The following is a 17,682-nucleotide window of genomic DNA, read 5'->3' on the forward strand; positions in this document are numbered from 1 at the left end:
ATGAAAGATAGAAAGCCTAATTTAAAATTTCTTTTTGAATCTTATTTTAATAAAAAAGTTTCATTTGATATTTTTGAAAATATATCCATAGAAAAGAGTTATTATAAGATCTGTAAGGATCAAAAAGATATATATATTCCTAATGATGAGCTAAAATTAATTTTGTCGTTTTTATCTCATTTTATATTCAAAAGTCTTCCAATAGAAAATGATGTAGCCTTTGCCTATAGAAAAGGCATTAATGTTAAGGATTGCTTATTACCGCATGTAAATAGCAATTTTTTTTATAAAACAGATATAATAAACTTTTTCCCATCCATATCAACTTCTTTAATAAAAGAAAATCTTCATCAAGATATTTCAAAATTATCGTATTTAGATCAAGAAAACTTGATGTTTTATTTAGATAAAATATTAAGCTTAGTAACTATCGATGATAAGTTACCTATTGGTTTTCCTACATCTCCTTTTATTAGTAATTATATTATGAGAAAATATGATATAAATATAAAGTCTTTTTGTAATAACAATAACTTTATTTACACAAGATATTCAGATGATATTATTATTTCATCTAATGATGACATAGACAAAGATTATATAACAAGTAATATTAAGTCTATCTTACAACAAGAGTATAGTCCGTTTTATTTAAATAATTCTAAGACAAAAATTTTTACTAAAAAGAATAAAATAAAAATACTTGGATTAACAATTAACAATCAAGAAATTAGTGTAGATAGAAAAATAAAAGATGAAATTGAGGTGGGAATATATTTTTTCACAAAAGATAGATTAAAATTTATAGATTATTTTAGTGACAATGAACTATCAGCTAAAAGAAAATTAGCTGGAAATATTTCTTATGCAATAAATATAGAACCTGACTATCTACAAAAATTAGCTAGAAAATATGGATTATCAACAATAAAAGAAATTCTCAAGGTTAATTTATGAAAATGTTTATAAATATAAATAAACTACAACATATAGAAAATGGAATAATTAAGTTAGATATGACAGATAGAAATATTATCTGTATCGTGGGGAAAAATGGAGTAGGTAAAACAAGCATTATTAAATCAATGTATCTAACACAAGATATTGATGTATTTAAGGAAAATAAATCTTTATCCATAGATAAAGATACTACCATCTCCATATCTATTCATAAGAATGGTACTGAATTTGAATGTTTAAATTATTATTATGATAATAACATTCAGTATTTAAATACAAGAAATATAATCAAATCAAAATTATGCATCGAGTTACCAATACCATTTGGTAACCGTTTTACTACATACCCAACCTTATCAAAAATTGATCGTGATCTCAGAGAGATTTATCTTAAAAATCAATATAGTAAAGATGAAGATATTATCGAATTTTTAAATAAAATTTATCCCAATAGTAGTAAGTTTAATGAGCTTAAAAAAGTTGAAATTAAAGGTAAAAAATATTATTTCTTGACTAATAAAGATGGCGGGTATATTCGAGAGGACTATTTTAGTTCAGGGGAATATTTCATAATAAATATATATAAGATGCTCTCATCTGAAGAGCAAGATATTGTTATTATTGACGAGATTGATATTTCATTGGATGCTTCAACTCAAGTTAATTTAGTGAGAGAGCTAAATAATTTATGCAATAAATATCATAAGAAAATTATTTTTACTTCTCATTCTCTTGTAATTATGAAAACGCTATATAATGAATTTCGAACTCCCATTTATTACTTATCAAACGATAATGGAAAAATGAGAATTATTGAAACATCATATGGATTTGTTGCTGGAGAAATGTTTGGGTTTCAAGAGTATGATAAATACATTATTGTTGAAGATATTGTACTAGAAAAATATATCCAATATTTATTAGACTCCTTAAAAGGAGAATACCCTGAAAAGAAAATCAGAACACTTTATATTGGTGGTGCAGAAGAGGTAAAAGATTTTCTACAAGGTTCAAGGTTTAGTATTTTGAATAAAGATAAAAAGGATGTTATAGCTATTCTTGATGGAGATAAGAAAACAGTTAAGCTAAAAAATAGAATACTACATATTCCTTTTGATAGCGTAGAGAAAGAATTACTAAGAAAATGTAAGGGCAATGAGAAAAAATATAATCTTCCTTCTAATTTTGTTTACCCAGAAAACTTAAAGAATCCTAAAGTGTATTATGAACTTTTGATTAATACTGGATTTGAATATTTGTCTATTATTGAAATAATTGAGAGAGACTGGCCATCCGAAATCGAAGATGTAAAAGATAAAATATTAAATTTCCTAAAATGTTAAAATAATTATTGAAAAGCGAGTTTAGGATAAGCTCGCTTATTTATTAACTTACTGATTCATCATATAAAATTTGAGCTACTCTTTGCAAAATTCGTTTACTAGAATCAGTAATTACGCGATATTTCCCTATCAAACTAATTTCATCAGGAAGAAAATCATTTTGAGCAACATCTGAAATAAACATTTTACCTTCGCCACTCACGAGCCAATTCAAATTTACTCCTGCTTTAGCAATGCCTGTCATTCCTTCTGCATTGGGTTCACGTTCACCACCGATATAACCTTGCATCGTACGATAAGCTATTCCTGCCCGATCTGCAAAATCTGTAATTTTCCAATTTTTAGCTTCACAAACTTGTCTTAATCTTTCTGATATGCACATTTGAGCGTTCCATTTTCAATTTACAATTGACAAATTACGCAAATGAGCGTATATTTGTTTTCGGTTTAAACGCATTTTATCACGTTTGAGCATATTTAAAATCTCTATTAACATAAATTTTAAACAAGACGATGACTCAGCATTTCTTACTTTCTAGCAAAGCTCGCACGCTTTCTTCCTACGAGATTGCACAACTCTCGGAAGAAGAGGCGTACAATTTGCTTTGTGAATTAAGATGGGGTGGAAAAGAGTTCATCACTTGCCCTAAATGTGGGGTACAACACAAGCCTTATTATATTTCTACACGTAAACAATGGCGCTGCAAACATTGTAATCACACTTTTAGTGTCACTTCTGGCACCATTTTTGCTAATCGCAAGAAACCGATTAAGGTTTATCTCTATGCTTTAATGGAATGGGTAAATGCCGTCAAAGGCTTATCTTCCCTTCAATTAGCACGTAATGCAAAACTTAATCCTCGCACGGCATTTGTTTTATCACATAAATTCCGCAAGGCATTATTAGAAAGTCGTGATATGAAACCCCTTTCAGGCGTAGTGGATATGGACGGCACTTATGTTCATCCTGCACCACGTAAAGCAAACAAGAAAGCTGACCGCATTGACTATCGTTTAAAGGAAAATCAGAATCCTGATAAACGTTGTGTCATGGTTGCACGTGAGCATTATTCGCCAGAAGAAAAAGCCAGTAATGCGCTGCATTGTGGAGCAAAACGCTCTCACGTTTTTGTGGCACATACTGAATCGCAATCGGTAGTGAAAAGTTTTGCCAATAAATTCATTAAACCTAATACGCAAATCAATACCGATGAAAGTACGGCTTATGATGTCTTGTTGCCTTACTATAACTTGAGAACTGTAAACCATAAAGAAGAATATCGTAGTGACTTAGGTGTAACAAACAATCAGGCAGAAAGTTTGTTCAGTCGTTTCAAACGTATGTACTACGGACAAGTTCACCGTATCAGCAACGAATACTTGCTTAACTATGCTAATGAAATTGCGTACCGTGAGGACAATCGCCGTACCTCAAATAAAGCGCAGTTTATTGATGTATTAAGCCGATGTTTGAAAACCACCAACGATAACAATGAATGGTGCGGTTATTGGCAGCGGAAGATTATTCATCAAGAAGTGATTTGGCAGTAGATATATGGCATACAACCTAGATAAGAAGCTCAAAGAATTTGAGTTTGAACGTAAACAGGTATTGCATCATCTTGCGTTACTTGATGCGAACATTGCCACATTAAAACGTGCCATTGAGCTTACTCAACAGGAAATTGATGTAGCTCTTTATAATACGGACAACTTTGTGTACCGTTCTAAGTATAAGCTCTTTAAAGGGAAAATTCGTAAATACATCGTACAAATGATGCGAGAAGCACCCAACAAAGCCTTTACAATTGCCGAACTCACACAGCGCATTTTTGAGATTGAAGAAAATCCTGATACACCGTCCGAAAAACACCTTGATTCCGTTCGTAAACAACTGAATGAGTTTTATAAAAGAGAATGGATTGATAGAATTCAAATCAGTCGAAATGAGGTTCACTGGCAATGGAAACAAAAATAGCGGTATTTCTACCGCTATTTACTATTCTTGCTCAAGTGTTCTCAATCGCCAATGTTGTGAGTTATCTATTAAGCATTTTTCCACTAACGATTTATACTTTAAATAGTTTAATGTACAAGCAATCGTTTGTGATTGTTTATACGGTATGACTTCTTCAATCTCTTGCCCATCTAACTTCATTGCCAGATATGTAATATCCTTCACACTTAACCATTTTGAAGGCTCTTGTTTTAGTACCTGAGCAATCAACTGTTGAGGTGAAGTTTTGAAGCGAAGATTTCTAAATTTGGGGTTTGAAGGTAAAGGCGGTTCTTCTCGACCTTTTGCGTGATTTAATACTACACGATAGTCGGAAATCTTCCGATCAAGATCCTTTAATTCTTTATGGAGTTGCTTGATTTGCGCTGCAATTTCTTTCTTTTCTGTTTCAATTTCTTCAATCGCTTCTTCAAGCGCATTTTCCAAAGTTGATTTTTGTTTTGTCATTGACTATTCTTACCTTTCGTACATAAAAGATAAGAAAATGTAGCAGAAACAACAAATTAAATCTTTGTGCAACTGCTACATAATACCGGAAAATTAACTTGTTTTTAACCGCTCTTTTTTATTTAGGACAATACTCTCAACAAAACAGGCTGAAATTCCGTTTGTTGATCAAGTTTTCGGGTGTAACGTTTAACCATCACAAAGGAAAGTGCGGTCAAAATAAAGATTAAAATCGCACGGATAAGTTCATTTTCACTGATATAGTTGGAGAGTAATGTTGCAACTAATAGCGTGAAAAGTGGCACGATATACATTAACAGTGCGGAGAAAAGCATGGATTTTTCTTCTAGACCGATTTCTACCATTTGACCTGCACGGAGTGGCGTGATGGTTTCGAGCGTGAAGATATGCTCTCCTCGCTTTCCGTTAAGTTCAGAAAGGGAAGCTGTTCCACAGGCTTCTCTAGCCGAACAAGCTCCACAGGCGCTTTGTGACTGACATTTTACTTTAGCAAGGCCCGTTTCTGCATCATAGCTCATCACAATGGCACTTTCTTTTAGCATTGCGCTTCTCCCATATAAATATCAAAGCGGTGGTTTTTGGTTTCACGACTGACATGGGGCGCTTTTTGCGCTAAAAATTCCGCATAATCAGGACGTTTTACCACCACGCGTTTACGGGCTAATTGTAACGCAGGTGTCAAGAGCTCATCGGCATCTAAATCGGCACCAACTAAATGTTGGAATACACGCATTTCTTTTTTTACTAGGGCGGATTTTTGCTTATGTGGATACATTGGATCCAAATACACCACATCGGCACTCTCGGTTTGAGGATTGAGTTCGGCAATATGATGAACATCTAGCAATTGCATATTTTGTTGCATCATTTCGCCTATTTCTACATCCTGATAAGCGCGGTTGAGCCCATCCTGCAATAGCAAATGTACTACTGGGTGACGTTCTACTAAACGCACTTGGCAACCGATAGAAGCTAGAACAAAGGCATCTCGACCAAGTCCGGCTGTAGCATCAATTACATTAGGTAATTCAGCACCCTTAATGCCTACAGCTTTGGCAACAGCTTCGCCACGTCCACCACCAAATTTACGACGATGGGCCATTGCGCCGGCTACGAAATCCACAAACACATCGCCCAATTTAGGCTCATCCAGTTTACGCAAGACAAGATGGGTTTCAGTTTGTACCAATGCAAGCGGACTTTCAGTACAATGCTCAATACCAAGAGGGGAACAAAGTGCGGTCAATTCTGACAATGTTCCCGCTTCAGCAAGCAGTTGAATTTTTATTTTCTTACCAGCCATACGCCGCTTTCCATATGATTTGTGTAAGGGAATTGATCAAACAGCGCCGCTTTTTCAATGCGGTGGGTTTGGCTTAGGGTTTGTAAATTCTCACAGAGGGTATGTGGATTGCAGGAAATATACAAAATACGATCGTAATTCTGCACCAGTTTTACCGTGTCAGGATCAAGTCCTGCTCGTGGTGGATCCACAAAAATCGTATTGCATTGATAGGCTTTTAAATCAATGCCTTTTAAGCGATTAAATTCACGTACACCATTCATTGCTTGGGTAAATTCTTCTGCCGACATACGGATAATTTGCAGATTATCTATGCCATTTTCCGCAATATTAAATTGTGCGGCAGCAACGGATGGCTTGGCGATTTCGGTAGCAAGCACTTTTCGGAAGTTTTGTGCAAGGGCGATAGAGAAATTGCCGTTACCGCAGTACAGCTCTAATAAATCCCCTTGAGAACCTTGAGTGCAATCAATCGCCCATTCCAACATCTTGCAATTTACCGCTGCATTAGGCTGGGTAAAGCTGTTTTCCACTTGGCGATAAACATAATTACGCCCTTTCACCGGTAATACTTCATCGACAAAATCCTGCGCTAAACAGATTTTTTGTTTACTTGCACGACCAATCAGCTGCACATCAAAACCAAGTTGTTGTAATTCTTCTTTTAAGCGTATAGCAGCGCTTTGCCATTCTTCCGTAAGTTGCTTGTGGTAAAGCAGGCTTACAATAATCTTATTGCTAAGCGTGCTCAAATAATCAATTTGAAACAGTTTTTTATGAAGTACTTCCTGAGTTTTTAACAACGGTAGTAAGGCTTTTATCATGCGATTGATCAGTTCGCTGGCAATCGGGAACTCATCCACTCGATAACGCTGCAAGGTGCTTTGATCAAACATGATGTGATAAAAATCGCCTTTATCATGCCAAATACGAAATTCTGCACGCATCCGATAATGGCTAGTTGGCGAATCAAACACGGCTATTTCTGGGGCGTTAAAGGGCTGCAAAAGTGCGGTCAGTTTTTCAATCTTTTTTTGCAGGAGTTCGGTATATTGGGAAATGGGTAGTTGCATTGATGTTTACGTTTGAATGATAAATATCCCACAGCCCTTGGCAAGCATGGGGATTGAGTAAAAAAGTAAAAGGCAAGCTTCTGCCTGCCTTTTAAAATGTATTATTCGCCAGAATAATCTTCGCCGCTAGAAGCCGCTTCGCTCACATCACCTGATAAGGTGTAAACACGTTTTGTTGTGTTAATGCGAGTACGATATTTATTCCAGGTTTTTTCGAAGAAAGTTTCCGGTGCACGTTCACCACGGCAAAAAGCAACAAATTCTTTTTCTTCTTTTGTCGCCGGCTTGCGCTCGCCTGAATCTAATGCTTTAAACGCTTGACCATATTGCTCTAATACTTGGGATTCTTTGATTGTATAATCACCATGACGGGAAAATCCGCGTGGGTAGTTTTTGTCGTCAAAAAAACGACGAGTAACACTGAAACTAGCAGCCATAATCATCTCTCTTCTTTATATTTAAAAACGGCAGGCATTAAACCAATTTTTTTTTATTTTTGCAATAAACCTTTCACGGTTTCTACATAATCTTTGACGAAATCATCGTAATTTAAGCCTTCAGGGTTCACACGATATTTGCCATTGACATAGAAATCAGGTACGCCATGTACTTTAAACTGCTCAGCCGCATTCACTTGTTTGTTCACTAAACCGTTTACAGCAAAGCTATTGATGTTGTTATCAAATTGTTCAGCAGTCACGCCGTTATCAATGAAGATTTTACGAATATCGTCCATTGAGCTTAATTTATCTTGCTGTGCGGCTTCAAATAAAGGCGCTTTCACCTTGCTTTCTGCACCAAGTGCCATCGCTAATGCCCATGCACGAGTGAGGTTTTCAGATTGACGACCTAAGAAATTAACGTGATATTGTTTAAATTCAGTGCCTTTTGGTAAGCTTTCTGCAACTTGTTTTGGAATGTGGTATTCCATTTCAAAGGCATAGCAATGCGGGCAGTAGAAAGAGAAAAATTCAATCACTTCAGGCTGTGCCGAAGCGGTTTGGCCCACTTGAACGTATTGTTTACCTTCTTCTAGATTAGCTGCGAATGCGTTAAATGAAAATAAAGCACCGAGTAAAAATAAAACTTTTTTCATTTGTTTTCCTTATTTAATAATTCCGCGCGCTTTTAACAATGCGGTTTTAAAATCTTCTTCATAATCTTTTTTGATGCCAGGAATTGGCTCAAGTTTATCTGTACCGTGCATTTTTAAATGATAAATAATCACTTCATCAGATAATTCTGCTACGGGTTTATCAAAACCTGCTTCATCAGCAATTTTTTGCAAAATTTGTAACAAGCTCAGATCTGGGTCTTTAGACCAATAAGGTTGTAAAAGTTCCAATACTTCATTTAAACGCTTACATTTCATTGCTATTTCCTTTTAAATGGAGAAAAATAAGGCTAGATCATACTTCAAATAAGGCAATAAGAAAATATGGAATACACAATAAGTGCGGTTATTTTAGCGGGTGGAAAAGCACGGAGAATGAATGGGGCGGATAAAGGCTTACAGCTTTTACAAAATAAACCATTAATTAGCCATGTGATTGAACGCTTACAACCTCAAGTGATTGATATTTCAATTAATGCTAATCGCCACCATGCGGAATATTCACAATGGGGTTTTCCCGTATTTTCGGATGAACTGCCTGATTTTCAGGGGCCGTTGAGTGGTATGCTGACAGCGCTCGAACAAGCTAAAACAGATTTTGTACTTTTTGTGCCCTGCGATAGCCCGTATTTTCCACAAAACTTATTAGAAAAACTAAAAAGTGCGGTTAAAAATGACCGCACTTTAATAGCTTATGCAAAAGATAAAGAGCGTGAACACCCGACATTTTGTTTGATGTCAGTTCAGCTTAAAGAGAAGTTACGCGCTTATTTAAACGAAGGCGAACGTCGTTTATTACAATTTATGAACAAAAATGGCGCGGTTGCTGTCCAATTTGACGAACAAGAAGGACGATTTGTAAATTTTAATACCTTGGAAGATTTACAATAAATTATTTGTTAAACCTTGAATTTTGCAAAAAATTCTCCATTATTGCAGTGTTTACTTTCTATTTTATTGAGGAACTTTATTATGATGCGAATCCTTTTATTTTTAGCCACTAACTTTGCTGTGATGCTTGTGTTAGGGATTATTTTAAATGTGACCGGTATTGCAGGAAATAGTACAGGTGGCATTTTAATTATGGCAATGCTTTTCGGTTTTGCCGGATCATTGATTTCATTATTTTTGTCAAAAACCATGGCATTGCGCTCTGTGGGGGCAGAAGTGATTACCGAACCACGTAATCAAGCTGAGCGTTGGTTGGTTGAAACGGTACGTCGTCAAGCACAGCAAGCAGGCATCCCAATGCCAGATGTGGCGATCTACCATTCTAATGATGCGAATGCTTTTGCTACGGGGGCAACGAAAAACAATTCTTTAGTGGCGATTAGTACGGGCTTATTAAACTCCATGACGGAAGAAGAAGCTGAGGCGGTATTGGCTCACGAGGTATCACACATTGCGAACGGCGATATGGTGACCATGACTTTATTACAAGGTGTATTGAATACCTTTGTGATTTTCTTATCTCGCGTGATTGCTAATGTGGTAGCAAGTTCTCGTAATGGTGATGAAGAAAGCCGCAGCTCAGGCATTTACTTCTTAGTCTCAATGGTGTTAGAAATCTTGTTTGGTATTTTAGCGAGCATTATCGCAATGTGGTTCTCACGCTATCGCGAATACCGCGCAGATGCAGGTTCTGCACAACTTGTTGGTAAAGAAAAAATGATTGCGGCATTGCAACGTTTACAACAAATTCATGAGCCACAAGAGATGGAAGGTTCACTTAATGCCTTTATGATTAACGGTAAACGTAGTGAACTCTTTATGAGCCATCCTCCGCTTGAAAAACGTATCGAAGCATTACGTAGTTTATAAAAGATAAAAAATAAAGGGCTAAATGTAATATTTAGCCCTTTTTATTTATGGATTATTTAATGTCTGCTAAGACTTTGGTGAGTAATTCCCAGTAAGTTTGTACTGTTGAAATTTGGACTTTTTCATCAGGCGAATGCGCATTGCGAATAGTTGGCCCTACAGAAATCATATCAATATTCGGATAATGTTCTTTCAATAAGCCACATTCAAGCCCTGCATGAATCACTTTAATCTCAGACTCTTTGCCAAGCACTTCTGCATAATGTTTTTTCATTAATGTCAAAATTGCGGTGTCATTTACTGGTTTCCAACCTGGGTAAGAACCTGAAAATTCAACTGTTGCATCAGTGAGTTTAGCGAGTGAGGTTAAGGTGTCTTCTACATATTCTTTACCGCTTTCAATCAATGAGCGAATAAGAATCGTGCCTTCGATTTTATCTTCAAGGGTTTTTAATACACCAATACTTAATGAGCTTTCCACCACGTTTTTGATGACATCACTGTTGCGGATTACGCCATTTGGTAAGACATTCAGCAAATTAATCACTTTTTGGGTGGTTTCAAGTGTGAAAGTTTGTTGTGGATTTTCAACTTGCTCAGCGGTTAAGGTTAAGTTTGGTTCAGCGATAGCAAGCTCTTCTTTCAATAAAACTTCAAAATTTTTGACCGCACTTTTTACGCTTTCTACATCATGATTGAAGCAAATGGTTGCAGCTGCTTCACGTGGAATCGCATTACGAATTGAGCCACCACGAATTTCTGCAAGGGCAAAGTGCGGTTGATTTTGTGAAAGTTTTGCTAATAAACGCGCCAATACTTTAATTGCATTCGCACGTGTGGTGTGAATATCACAACCAGAGTGACCGCCTCGCAAACCTTTTAAGTTAATTTGTAAGGTGTGGCTGAATGGATTGTTTTCACGGTGAACAGGTAGCTCAACATTCGCATTTACCCCACCTGCACAACCAATATAGATTTCACCGATTTCTTCGGTATCGGTATTAATTAGGATTTCTGATTTTAACCAGTTGCGGCGAAGGTGTACGGCACCATCCATGCCGGTTTCTTCAGTCATAGTGAGTAACACTTCAAGTGGTGGATGTGCAATATCGGTACTTTCTAATACCGCTAAGGTAGAGGCTAAACCGATACCGTTATCTGCGCCAAGTGTCGTACCTTGTGCTTTTACCCAATCACCGTCGATATAAGGGCGAATCGGGTCATGGGTAAAATTATGCGGATTGCCTTCATTGGCTTGTGGCACCATATCTAAATGTGCTTGTAAGACAACGGGTTGGCTGTTTTCCATTCCTACTGTGGCTGGTTTACGGATTAATACATTACCGGCTTCATCACGCTCAGCAAAAAATTGTTTTTCTTTCGCCCAGTTAACAATAAAGGTCGCGAGTGCATCTTCGTGATGAGATGGATGTGGAATCGCACAAATTTGATCAAACCATTTCCAAAGTAATTGCGGTTGTAATGTGGTAATTTCTGACATAATGAACTCCTTTTTTCATTAAAATTTTTGCGGAAATCATAGCATAAAACGCCATTTCAGGTTAAAATTCCGCAATTTTTTTATTTAGCGACAAAGTTTAAGGTATTTGTTATGAGCGAAAAATATGTTGTGACTTGGGATATGTTCCAAATGCATGCCCGCAAATTAGCGGAACGTTTACTTCCTGCCACTCAGTGGAAAGGTATCATCGCAGTAAGCCGTGGTGGTTTATTCCCAGCAGCGGTACTTGCTCGCGAATTAAATATTCGTTTCGTAGAAACCGTGTGTATTGCGAGCTATGATCATGATGAACAAGGTGCATTAAAAGTATTACACCGTGCAAGTGGTGATGGTGAAGGAATGATTGTGGTAGACGATTTGGTAGATACCGGCAATACCGCTCGTGCAATTCGTGAAATGTATCCAAAAGCAAAATTCGTCACGGTATTCGCAAAACCTGCAGGTGCTGAGTTAGTGGATGATTACGTGATTGATATTCCACAAAATACTTGGATTGAACAACCTTGGGATTTAGGTTTAACTTTCGTGCCACCATTGGCAAGAAAATAATAAAACCTGAATATAAAATTTCGTTACGCCGGTGCTTTCATAGTTCCGGCGTAATAATTATGACCAATTTATTTTGATTATGAATAATATCGACGCACAAAAAGCGCTAGAGCGATCTTACGTTTCTTCACTTGAAAATAAAGAATATGATGAAGCAGTCAAGCTGGCTGAAATGCTTTGCTTGCTTGATCCCAATAATCCCGAATACCCTCATAAAATTGCTTATGTTTATTTGCAACAATTAAAATGGGAAGAGGCGATTGAAGCAGAATTAAAAACATTAAAATTAGATGCACAATATATTCCGGCTTTAGATTTATTGGCACATGCTTATGGTGCCGTAGACAATTGGGAGCGTTCAGGCTTTTATGGCAGTTTAGCTCTTGAGTTGAAAGATAAAGCTATTCCCGTTCCGACACAGGAAGTGCTCCCAGCTCCTACACCTAAAAATGGTAAACGAATTATTGCATTTTCTTTATTTGGTAATAACTCTAAATATATTGAGCCGGCTGTATTAAATACACAGGTTTCTCCGATGTTATTCCCTGGTTGGGTATGCCGTTTTTATGTAGATGATTCAGTTTCTACTGGAGCAATTCAGCGATTAAAAAATAATGGTGCAGAAGTGGTTTATGTTACTTCACCAGTGAATAAATGGCCTGGTGCAATGTGGCGTTTTCTCGCCATTAATGATCCTGAAGCTGAGTATGTGATCTTCCGTGATGCTGACTCCGTGGTTTCTCACCGAGAGAGTGAAGCCGTGGCTGAATGGATTGAAAATGGTCGCTCATTCCATACGATGCGTGATTCAGGTTCTCATACCGCACTTATTTTAGCGGGGATGTGGGGCGCTAAAGCTGGCGCTGTGCCTGATATGGAAGTAAGAATTCAACGTTTTGTTGATAAGGGTTACGACTCTCGTCATTTTGCCGATCAGGATTTCCTTGCTGAAGAGTTGTGGGGCTATATTCGCCAAGATGTATTCGCTCATGATAGAGTATTTAATTTCTGTGATGCAAAACCTTTCCCTGGAGAGTTTTATCCTAATTACCAAATTGCGCATTGCGAAGGGGCAAGCGTTTTTGATGCGAAAACCTCTTTTGAAGAAGGGTGCAAAGTCAGATGGACGTTATACTCAAAAATATCGCCTATGGTGAATGTTGATTATTCCTTTATTCGTGTGCCTGAATTTAAAGTTTGCAGCTATGAAACTACAGTAGAGAATGGTCGATTTGAAGCGTCAATACCAAGACGTTATGGATTCGCTTTTAAAGAAGGCTTAGCTAGAATAGATATTAAAAAAGCCTAAGTTATCTGTTTTAACTATCAAAATAAGGATTATTAATGTCAACTCAACCGCGTTTTGTACACCTTCGTACACACACCGATTTTTCAATGATTGATGGTATCGTAAAAGTGAAACCATTGGTCAAAGCGTGTGCAGCAAATAATATGGTCGCATTGGCATTAACCGATTTTACTAATTTTTGTGGCGTGGTGCGTTTTTATGGTGAAACCCTTTCTTCGGGGATTAAACCGATTATTGGTGCCGATGTTCATGTTAAAAGCGAGTTATGCGGTGAGGAATTATTTACGCTTACTTTACTTGCTAAGAACAATGAAGGCTATAAAAACATCACCTTATTGCTTTCAAAAGCCTATCAACGCGGCTATGTGGACTTGCCTTATATCGACCAGGAATGGTTGATTGAACACCGTGAGGGTGTAATTGTTTTATCGGGTGGCACACAAGGCGATATTGCAAAAAAACTCCTTAAAGAAAATAGCTCTGAGGCGGAAAGTGCGGTCAGTTTTTATCAAGAATTTTTCCCTGACCATTTTTATCTTTCGCTTTCTCGAACGGGTCGTCCTGATGAAGAACGTTATATTCAAGCTGCATTAAAGCTTGCTGAAACTCATGATTTACCGCTTGTGGCGACCAATGATGTGGTTTTTCTTGAGCCTGATGATTTTGAGGCGCACGAAATTCGTGTCGCTATTCATGATGGCTATACCCTAGACGACCCAAAACGTCCAAAACGCTATACCGAACAACAATATTTCCGTTCAGAAGAAGAGATGTGCGACTTATTTGCGGACATTCCTTCTGCACTTGAAAATACGGTATTAATAGCGCAACGCTGTAATGTCACTTTGCGTTTGGGCGAATATTTCCTTCCAAAATTCCCAACAGGCGACCTGAGTACGGAAGATTATTTGGTAATGAAATCCAAAGAAGGCTTGGAAGAGCGGTTGGCGTTTTTATTCCCCGATGAAAAAGTGCGGTCAGAAAGACGACCGGAATATGATGAGCGTCTTCAAGTCGAACTCGATGTGATCAACCAAATGGGTTTCCCTGGTTACTTCTTAATCGTCATGGAGTTTATCCAGTGGTCAAAAGACAATGATATTCCAGTAGGACCAGGACGGGGTTCCGGTGCGGGTTCATTGGTGGCTTATGCACTCAAAATCACCGATTTGGACCCCCTTGAATTCGATCTTCTTTTTGAGCGTTTCCTCAATCCAGAACGTGTTTCCATGCCTGATTTCGACGTGGATTTCTGTATGGATGGACGGGATCGTGTTATCGATCATGTGGCAGAAACCTATGGTCGCGGTGCCGTATCACAAATTATTACCTTCGGTACCATGGCGGCCAAAGCGGTAATTCGAGATGTGGGGCGCGTATTAGGCCATCCTTATGGCTTTGTGGATCGTATTTCGAAAATGATACCCCCGGATCCCGGCATGACCTTAGCCAAGGCTTTTGAGGCTGAACCGCAACTACAAACAGCATATGATTCAGATGAAGAAGTCAAAGCCTTGATTGATATGGCGCGTAAGCTAGAGGGTGTCACGCGAAATGCGGGTAAACACGCAGGCGGAGTGGTGATTTCCCCTTCTTTGATTACAGACTTTGCACCACTTTATTGTGACAATGAGGGGCTTCATCCTGTTACCCACTTCGATAAAAATGATGTGGAATATGCCGGCTTAGTGAAGTTTGACTTCTTAGGTTTGCGTACACTCACCATTATCAAATGGGCACTAGATATGATTAATGCCCGCCTTGCTCGTGAAGGCAAACCGCTAGTCGATATTGCAGCTATTCCATTAGATGATCCCGAATCCTTTGAGTTGTTGAAACGGTCAGAAACGACTGCTGTATTCCAGTTGGAATCGCGAGGGATGAAAGATTTAATTAAACGCCTTCAGCCAGACTGTTTTGAAGATATTATCGCGTTGGTAGCATTATTCCGCCCTGGTCCATTACAATCGGGCATGGTGGATAACTTTATTGACCGTAAACATGGTCGAGAAGAAGTGTCTTATCCTGACGCAAACTATCAACATGAAAGCCTTAAACCGATTTTAGAGCCAACTTACGGTATTATTTTGTACCAAGAACAAGTTATGCAGATTGCTCAGGTGCTAGCGGGTTATACTCTTGGTGGTGCGGACTTATTACGTCGTGCGATGGGTAAGAAAAAACCGGAAGAAATGGCGAAACAGCGCTCAGTGTTTAAAGAAGGCGCTGAAAAAAATGGTGTTGATGGCGAGCTTTCCATGAAGATTTTCGACTTGGTGGAAAAATTTGCTGGCTATGGTTTCAATAAATCGCACTCTGCCGCTTACGCATTGGTATCTTACCAAACCCTTTGGCTGAAAACCCATTTTCCTGCTGAGTTTATGGCAGCAGTAATGACCTCGGAAATGGATAATACCGATAAAATTGTTGGCTTGTACGATGAATGTTTACGTATGGGTTTAAAAGTCACCCCACCGGATATCAACGTAGGGAAACATCATTTCAGTGTGAATGAAAATGGTGAGATCGTTTACGGTATCGGTGCCATTAAAGGTGTGGGTGAAGGCCCAATTGATGCACTGATTACCGCTCGTAATGAAGGTGGGATTTTCAGAGACTTATTTGATTTATGTGCTCGCGTTGATCTGAAAAAAATTAACCGTCGTACCTTTGAAAGCCTGATTATGTCAGGCGCATTTGATAAGCTAGGGCCACACCGTGCGGCATTATCTAAGAATCTAGAAGATGCACTCAAAGCCTCTGATCAGCATGCAAAAGATGAGGCCATGGGGCAAACCGATATGTTCGGTGTGCTAACAGAAACACACGAAGAAGTGGAAAATGCTTATGCCCACACGCCACCTTACACAGAAAAACAAATTTTAGATGGTGAGCGTGAAACTCTAGGTTTGTATTTAAGCAGCCATCCAGTAAGTCGTTATTTAAAAGAGCTTTCTCATTACAGCTCTACGCGATTAAAAGATCTCACGCCAAACCGCCGTGGGCAAATTAGCACTGCAGCTGGTTTGTTGGTGGCAACGCGTTTTGCGACAACGAAAAAAGGCAATCGTATCGGTATCGCAACCATTGATGATCGATCAGGGCGTTTAGACCTCACCCTATTCGGCGAAAGCTTAGACCAATTCGGCGAAAAGTTGCAAAAAGATACGGTTGTGGTGGTATCTGGCCAGGTAAGTTTTGATGATTTTTCAGGCGGATTAAAAATGTCTGTACGGGATTTGATGACCTTGGATGAGGCGCGTTCCCGTTATGCGAAATCTTTGGCAATCAGTTTGTCAGAGGAGCAGATTAGTCCAAGTTTTATTAAGAAACTGAAAGAAATGTTAGAGCCTGTTAGTGGCGGGACTTTACCAATTAACGTATATTATCAAAGTGCAAAAGGCCGTGCATTATTGCGTTTAGGGATTCAATGGTCAATTACACCAACGGATGAGATTCTAACAGAATTGGTGAATTTGCTCGGTGAAAATGCAGTAGAGCTAGAATTCGGTTAATATTCCAGTAAGAGTGCGGTCAAAAAATCAGTGTTTTTTAACCGCACTTTAGGCGATATAAACAAAGCGAGAGATAAAATGGAAAAAATCATTATTGATGCAGACAGATTTTTACGCACCATTTCACGTATTTCCCATGAAATTATTGAAAAGCACCAAGATTTCAATAATGTGATTTTAGTTGGGGTAAAACGTCGTGGAGCAGAAATTGCAGAATTGATTCAACGTCGCATTGAAGAATTGAATGGTGTAAGTCTTCCAATGATGGAATTGGATATCACGTTTTACCGTGATGACTTAGAGTATGTTGAACCTGAAAATCCAACCCCTGTGTATAGCGGCGCCTCCAGTTATATGAATATTCAGGGTAAAGAAGTCATTTTGATCGATGATGTGCTATTCACTGGAAGAACCATTCGAGCGGCGATGGATGCGTTAACGGATTTTGGTCGAGCAGCTAAAATTGAATTGGTGATTTTAGTGGATCGCGGACATCGTGAATTGCCGATTCGGGCAGACTATGTAGGTAAAAATGTGCCGACCTCCCGTGATGAACAAGTTCAGGTGCGTACATTAAAATATGATGGTTGTTATGAAGTGGCATTATTGCCTAAATAACGATCAGCCTATTGTGAACCTTTGATAAAATTGATAATCTAACGAGCATTATCCTATTATTTTTTAAGAC

The 17,682-nt window shown here is 38.1% G+C and carries 19 protein-coding genes; 10 read left to right on the forward strand and 9 right to left on the reverse strand.

The features are described 5' to 3' along the window. Nucleotides 1-957 carry a reverse transcriptase domain-containing protein gene (locus HMPREF2750_RS09295; RefSeq protein WP_070583797.1) on the forward strand — a complete coding sequence of 319 codons (957 nt, stop codon included), beginning with the start codon at nt 1-3 and terminating at the stop codon, nt 955-957. After that, a complete protein-coding gene (locus HMPREF2750_RS09300; RefSeq protein ID WP_070583650.1) occupies nt 954-2,303 on the forward strand; it encodes an AAA family ATPase in 1,350 nt (449 codons plus the stop codon). The genes HMPREF2750_RS09295 and HMPREF2750_RS09300 overlap by 4 nt, the downstream gene beginning before the upstream one ends. Nucleotides 2,304-2,346: 43 nt before the next feature. Here HMPREF2750_RS09300 and HMPREF2750_RS09305 read toward each other — a convergent pair whose 3' ends face one another. After that, complete coding sequence (locus HMPREF2750_RS09305) at nt 2,347-2,685, reverse strand: helix-turn-helix domain-containing protein (RefSeq protein WP_070583652.1); 339 nt, start codon at nt 2,683-2,685, stop codon at nt 2,347-2,349. A gap of 131 nt (nt 2,686-2,816) precedes the next feature. Here HMPREF2750_RS09305 and HMPREF2750_RS09310 point away from each other — a divergent pair, with 131 nt between their 5' ends. Beyond that, nucleotides 2,817-3,854, forward strand: coding sequence for an IS1595 family transposase (locus tag HMPREF2750_RS09310; RefSeq protein WP_070583653.1), 1,038 nt, complete (start codon nt 2,817-2,819; stop codon nt 3,852-3,854). 4 nt (nt 3,855-3,858) lie between these two features. Next, nucleotides 3,859-4,281, forward strand: coding sequence for a hypothetical protein (locus HMPREF2750_RS09315; protein WP_070583655.1), 423 nt, complete (start codon nt 3,859-3,861; stop codon nt 4,279-4,281). Between the two features lie 21 nt (nt 4,282-4,302). Here HMPREF2750_RS09315 and HMPREF2750_RS09320 read toward each other — a convergent pair whose 3' ends face one another. The 7 genes from HMPREF2750_RS09320 to HMPREF2750_RS09350 form a co-directional block, all read right to left on the reverse strand. After that, nucleotides 4,303-4,767 carry a hypothetical protein gene (locus tag HMPREF2750_RS09320; RefSeq protein WP_070583657.1) on the reverse strand — a complete coding sequence of 155 codons (465 nt, stop codon included), beginning with the start codon at nt 4,765-4,767 and terminating at the stop codon, nt 4,303-4,305. A 122-nt stretch (nt 4,768-4,889) separates the two neighbouring features. Beyond that, entirely contained in the window at nt 4,890-5,330 is a 441-nt protein-coding gene (locus HMPREF2750_RS09325; protein ID WP_070583658.1) for a SoxR reducing system RseC family protein, read from the reverse strand. Further along, nucleotides 5,324-6,091 (reverse strand): class I SAM-dependent methyltransferase, encoded by a 768-nt coding sequence (locus tag HMPREF2750_RS09330; protein ID WP_070583659.1) that lies wholly within the window; start codon nt 6,089-6,091, stop codon nt 5,324-5,326. The genes HMPREF2750_RS09325 and HMPREF2750_RS09330 overlap by 7 nt, the downstream gene beginning before the upstream one ends. Beyond that, nucleotides 6,073-7,164 (reverse strand): tRNA (uridine(54)-C5)-methyltransferase TrmA, encoded by a 1,092-nt coding sequence (gene trmA / locus HMPREF2750_RS09335; RefSeq protein WP_070583661.1) that lies wholly within the window; start codon nt 7,162-7,164, stop codon nt 6,073-6,075. Before trmA ends, HMPREF2750_RS09330 begins: the two co-directional genes overlap by 19 nt. 101 nt (nt 7,165-7,265) lie before the next feature. After that, entirely contained in the window at nt 7,266-7,601 is a 336-nt protein-coding gene (locus HMPREF2750_RS09340) for a MaoP family protein (protein ID WP_049370008.1), read from the reverse strand. Between the two features lie 53 nt (nt 7,602-7,654). Then, a complete protein-coding gene (dsbA, locus tag HMPREF2750_RS09345) occupies nt 7,655-8,260 on the reverse strand; it encodes a thiol:disulfide interchange protein DsbA (RefSeq protein ID WP_049370007.1) in 606 nt (201 codons plus the stop codon). Nucleotides 8,261-8,269: 9 nt separating this feature from the next. Beyond that, on the reverse strand, nt 8,270-8,536 hold the full coding sequence (locus HMPREF2750_RS09350) for a YihD family protein (protein WP_005694923.1): 267 nt from the start codon (nt 8,534-8,536) through the stop codon (nt 8,270-8,272). A 66-nt stretch (nt 8,537-8,602) separates the two neighbouring features. Between HMPREF2750_RS09350 and mobA the strand changes: the two genes are divergently transcribed. Together mobA and htpX are read left to right on the forward strand one after the other, a co-directional pair. Then, a complete protein-coding gene (mobA, locus tag HMPREF2750_RS09355) occupies nt 8,603-9,169 on the forward strand; it encodes a molybdenum cofactor guanylyltransferase MobA (protein WP_070583663.1) in 567 nt (188 codons plus the stop codon). 78 nt (nt 9,170-9,247) lie between these two features. Then, nucleotides 9,248-10,099 carry a protease HtpX gene (gene htpX, locus HMPREF2750_RS09360; protein ID WP_178162576.1) on the forward strand — a complete coding sequence of 284 codons (852 nt, stop codon included), beginning with the start codon at nt 9,248-9,250 and terminating at the stop codon, nt 10,097-10,099. Nucleotides 10,100-10,151: 52 nt separating this feature from the next. Here htpX and HMPREF2750_RS09365 read toward each other — a convergent pair whose 3' ends face one another. Then, nucleotides 10,152-11,600 carry an aminoacyl-histidine dipeptidase gene (locus HMPREF2750_RS09365; RefSeq protein ID WP_070583665.1) on the reverse strand — a complete coding sequence of 483 codons (1,449 nt, stop codon included), beginning with the start codon at nt 11,598-11,600 and terminating at the stop codon, nt 10,152-10,154. 111 nt (nt 11,601-11,711) lie between these two features. On the opposite strand from HMPREF2750_RS09365, the gene gpt reads away from it, so the two are divergent. The 4 genes from gpt (at nt 11,712) to pyrR (ending at nt 17,612) form a co-directional block, all read left to right on the forward strand. Continuing rightward, a complete protein-coding gene (gene gpt, locus HMPREF2750_RS09370; protein ID WP_005699092.1) occupies nt 11,712-12,170 on the forward strand; it encodes a xanthine phosphoribosyltransferase in 459 nt (152 codons plus the stop codon). A gap of 79 nt (nt 12,171-12,249) precedes the next feature. After that, nucleotides 12,250-13,479, forward strand: a complete 1,230-nt coding sequence (locus HMPREF2750_RS09375) for a hypothetical protein (RefSeq protein ID WP_070583667.1) — start codon at nt 12,250-12,252, stop codon at nt 13,477-13,479. A 35-nt stretch (nt 13,480-13,514) separates the two neighbouring features. Beyond that, nucleotides 13,515-16,994, forward strand: a complete 3,480-nt coding sequence (gene dnaE, locus HMPREF2750_RS09380) for a DNA polymerase III subunit alpha (RefSeq protein WP_070583670.1) — start codon at nt 13,515-13,517, stop codon at nt 16,992-16,994. Between the two features lie 78 nt (nt 16,995-17,072). Then, entirely contained in the window at nt 17,073-17,612 is a 540-nt protein-coding gene (pyrR, locus tag HMPREF2750_RS09385; RefSeq protein ID WP_041918208.1) for a bifunctional pyr operon transcriptional regulator/uracil phosphoribosyltransferase PyrR, read from the forward strand. Nucleotides 17,613-17,682: the final 70 nt, after the last annotated feature.

The sequence above is a fragment of the Haemophilus sp. HMSC066D02 genome (genome assembly GCF_001810545.1).
Classification (GTDB): Bacteria; Pseudomonadota; Gammaproteobacteria; order Enterobacterales; family Pasteurellaceae; genus Haemophilus_D.

Coding starts and splice junctions, on each gene's coding strand:
- HMPREF2750_RS09295 (WP_070583797.1), top strand. CDS start 1: ATGAAAGATAGAAAGCCTAATTTAAAATTTCTTTTTGAATCTTATTTT.
- HMPREF2750_RS09300 (WP_070583650.1), top strand. CDS start 954: ATGAAAATGTTTATAAATATAAATAAACTACAACATATAGAAAATGGA.
- HMPREF2750_RS09305 (WP_070583652.1), bottom strand. CDS start 2,685: ATGTGCATATCAGAAAGATTAAGACAAGTTTGTGAAGCTAAAAATTGG.
- HMPREF2750_RS09310 (WP_070583653.1), top strand. CDS start 2,817: ATGACTCAGCATTTCTTACTTTCTAGCAAAGCTCGCACGCTTTCTTCC.
- HMPREF2750_RS09315 (WP_070583655.1), top strand. CDS start 3,859: ATGGCATACAACCTAGATAAGAAGCTCAAAGAATTTGAGTTTGAACGT.
- HMPREF2750_RS09320 (WP_070583657.1), bottom strand. CDS start 4,767: ATGACAAAACAAAAATCAACTTTGGAAAATGCGCTTGAAGAAGCGATT.
- HMPREF2750_RS09325 (WP_070583658.1), bottom strand. CDS start 5,330: ATGCTAAAAGAAAGTGCCATTGTGATGAGCTATGATGCAGAAACGGGC.
- HMPREF2750_RS09330 (WP_070583659.1), bottom strand. CDS start 6,091: ATGGCTGGTAAGAAAATAAAAATTCAACTGCTTGCTGAAGCGGGAACA.
- trmA (WP_070583661.1), bottom strand. CDS start 7,164: ATGCAACTACCCATTTCCCAATATACCGAACTCCTGCAAAAAAAGATT.
- HMPREF2750_RS09340 (WP_049370008.1), bottom strand. CDS start 7,601: ATGGCTGCTAGTTTCAGTGTTACTCGTCGTTTTTTTGACGACAAAAAC.
- dsbA (WP_049370007.1), bottom strand. CDS start 8,260: ATGAAAAAAGTTTTATTTTTACTCGGTGCTTTATTTTCATTTAACGCA.
- HMPREF2750_RS09350 (WP_005694923.1), bottom strand. CDS start 8,536: ATGAAATGTAAGCGTTTAAATGAAGTATTGGAACTTTTACAACCTTAT.
- mobA (WP_070583663.1), top strand. CDS start 8,603: ATGGAATACACAATAAGTGCGGTTATTTTAGCGGGTGGAAAAGCACGG.
- HMPREF2750_RS09365 (WP_070583665.1), bottom strand. CDS start 11,600: ATGTCAGAAATTACCACATTACAACCGCAATTACTTTGGAAATGGTTT.
- gpt (WP_005699092.1), top strand. CDS start 11,712: ATGAGCGAAAAATATGTTGTGACTTGGGATATGTTCCAAATGCATGCC.
- HMPREF2750_RS09375 (WP_070583667.1), top strand. CDS start 12,250: ATGAATAATATCGACGCACAAAAAGCGCTAGAGCGATCTTACGTTTCT.
- dnaE (WP_070583670.1), top strand. CDS start 13,515: ATGTCAACTCAACCGCGTTTTGTACACCTTCGTACACACACCGATTTT.
- pyrR (WP_041918208.1), top strand. CDS start 17,073: ATGGAAAAAATCATTATTGATGCAGACAGATTTTTACGCACCATTTCA.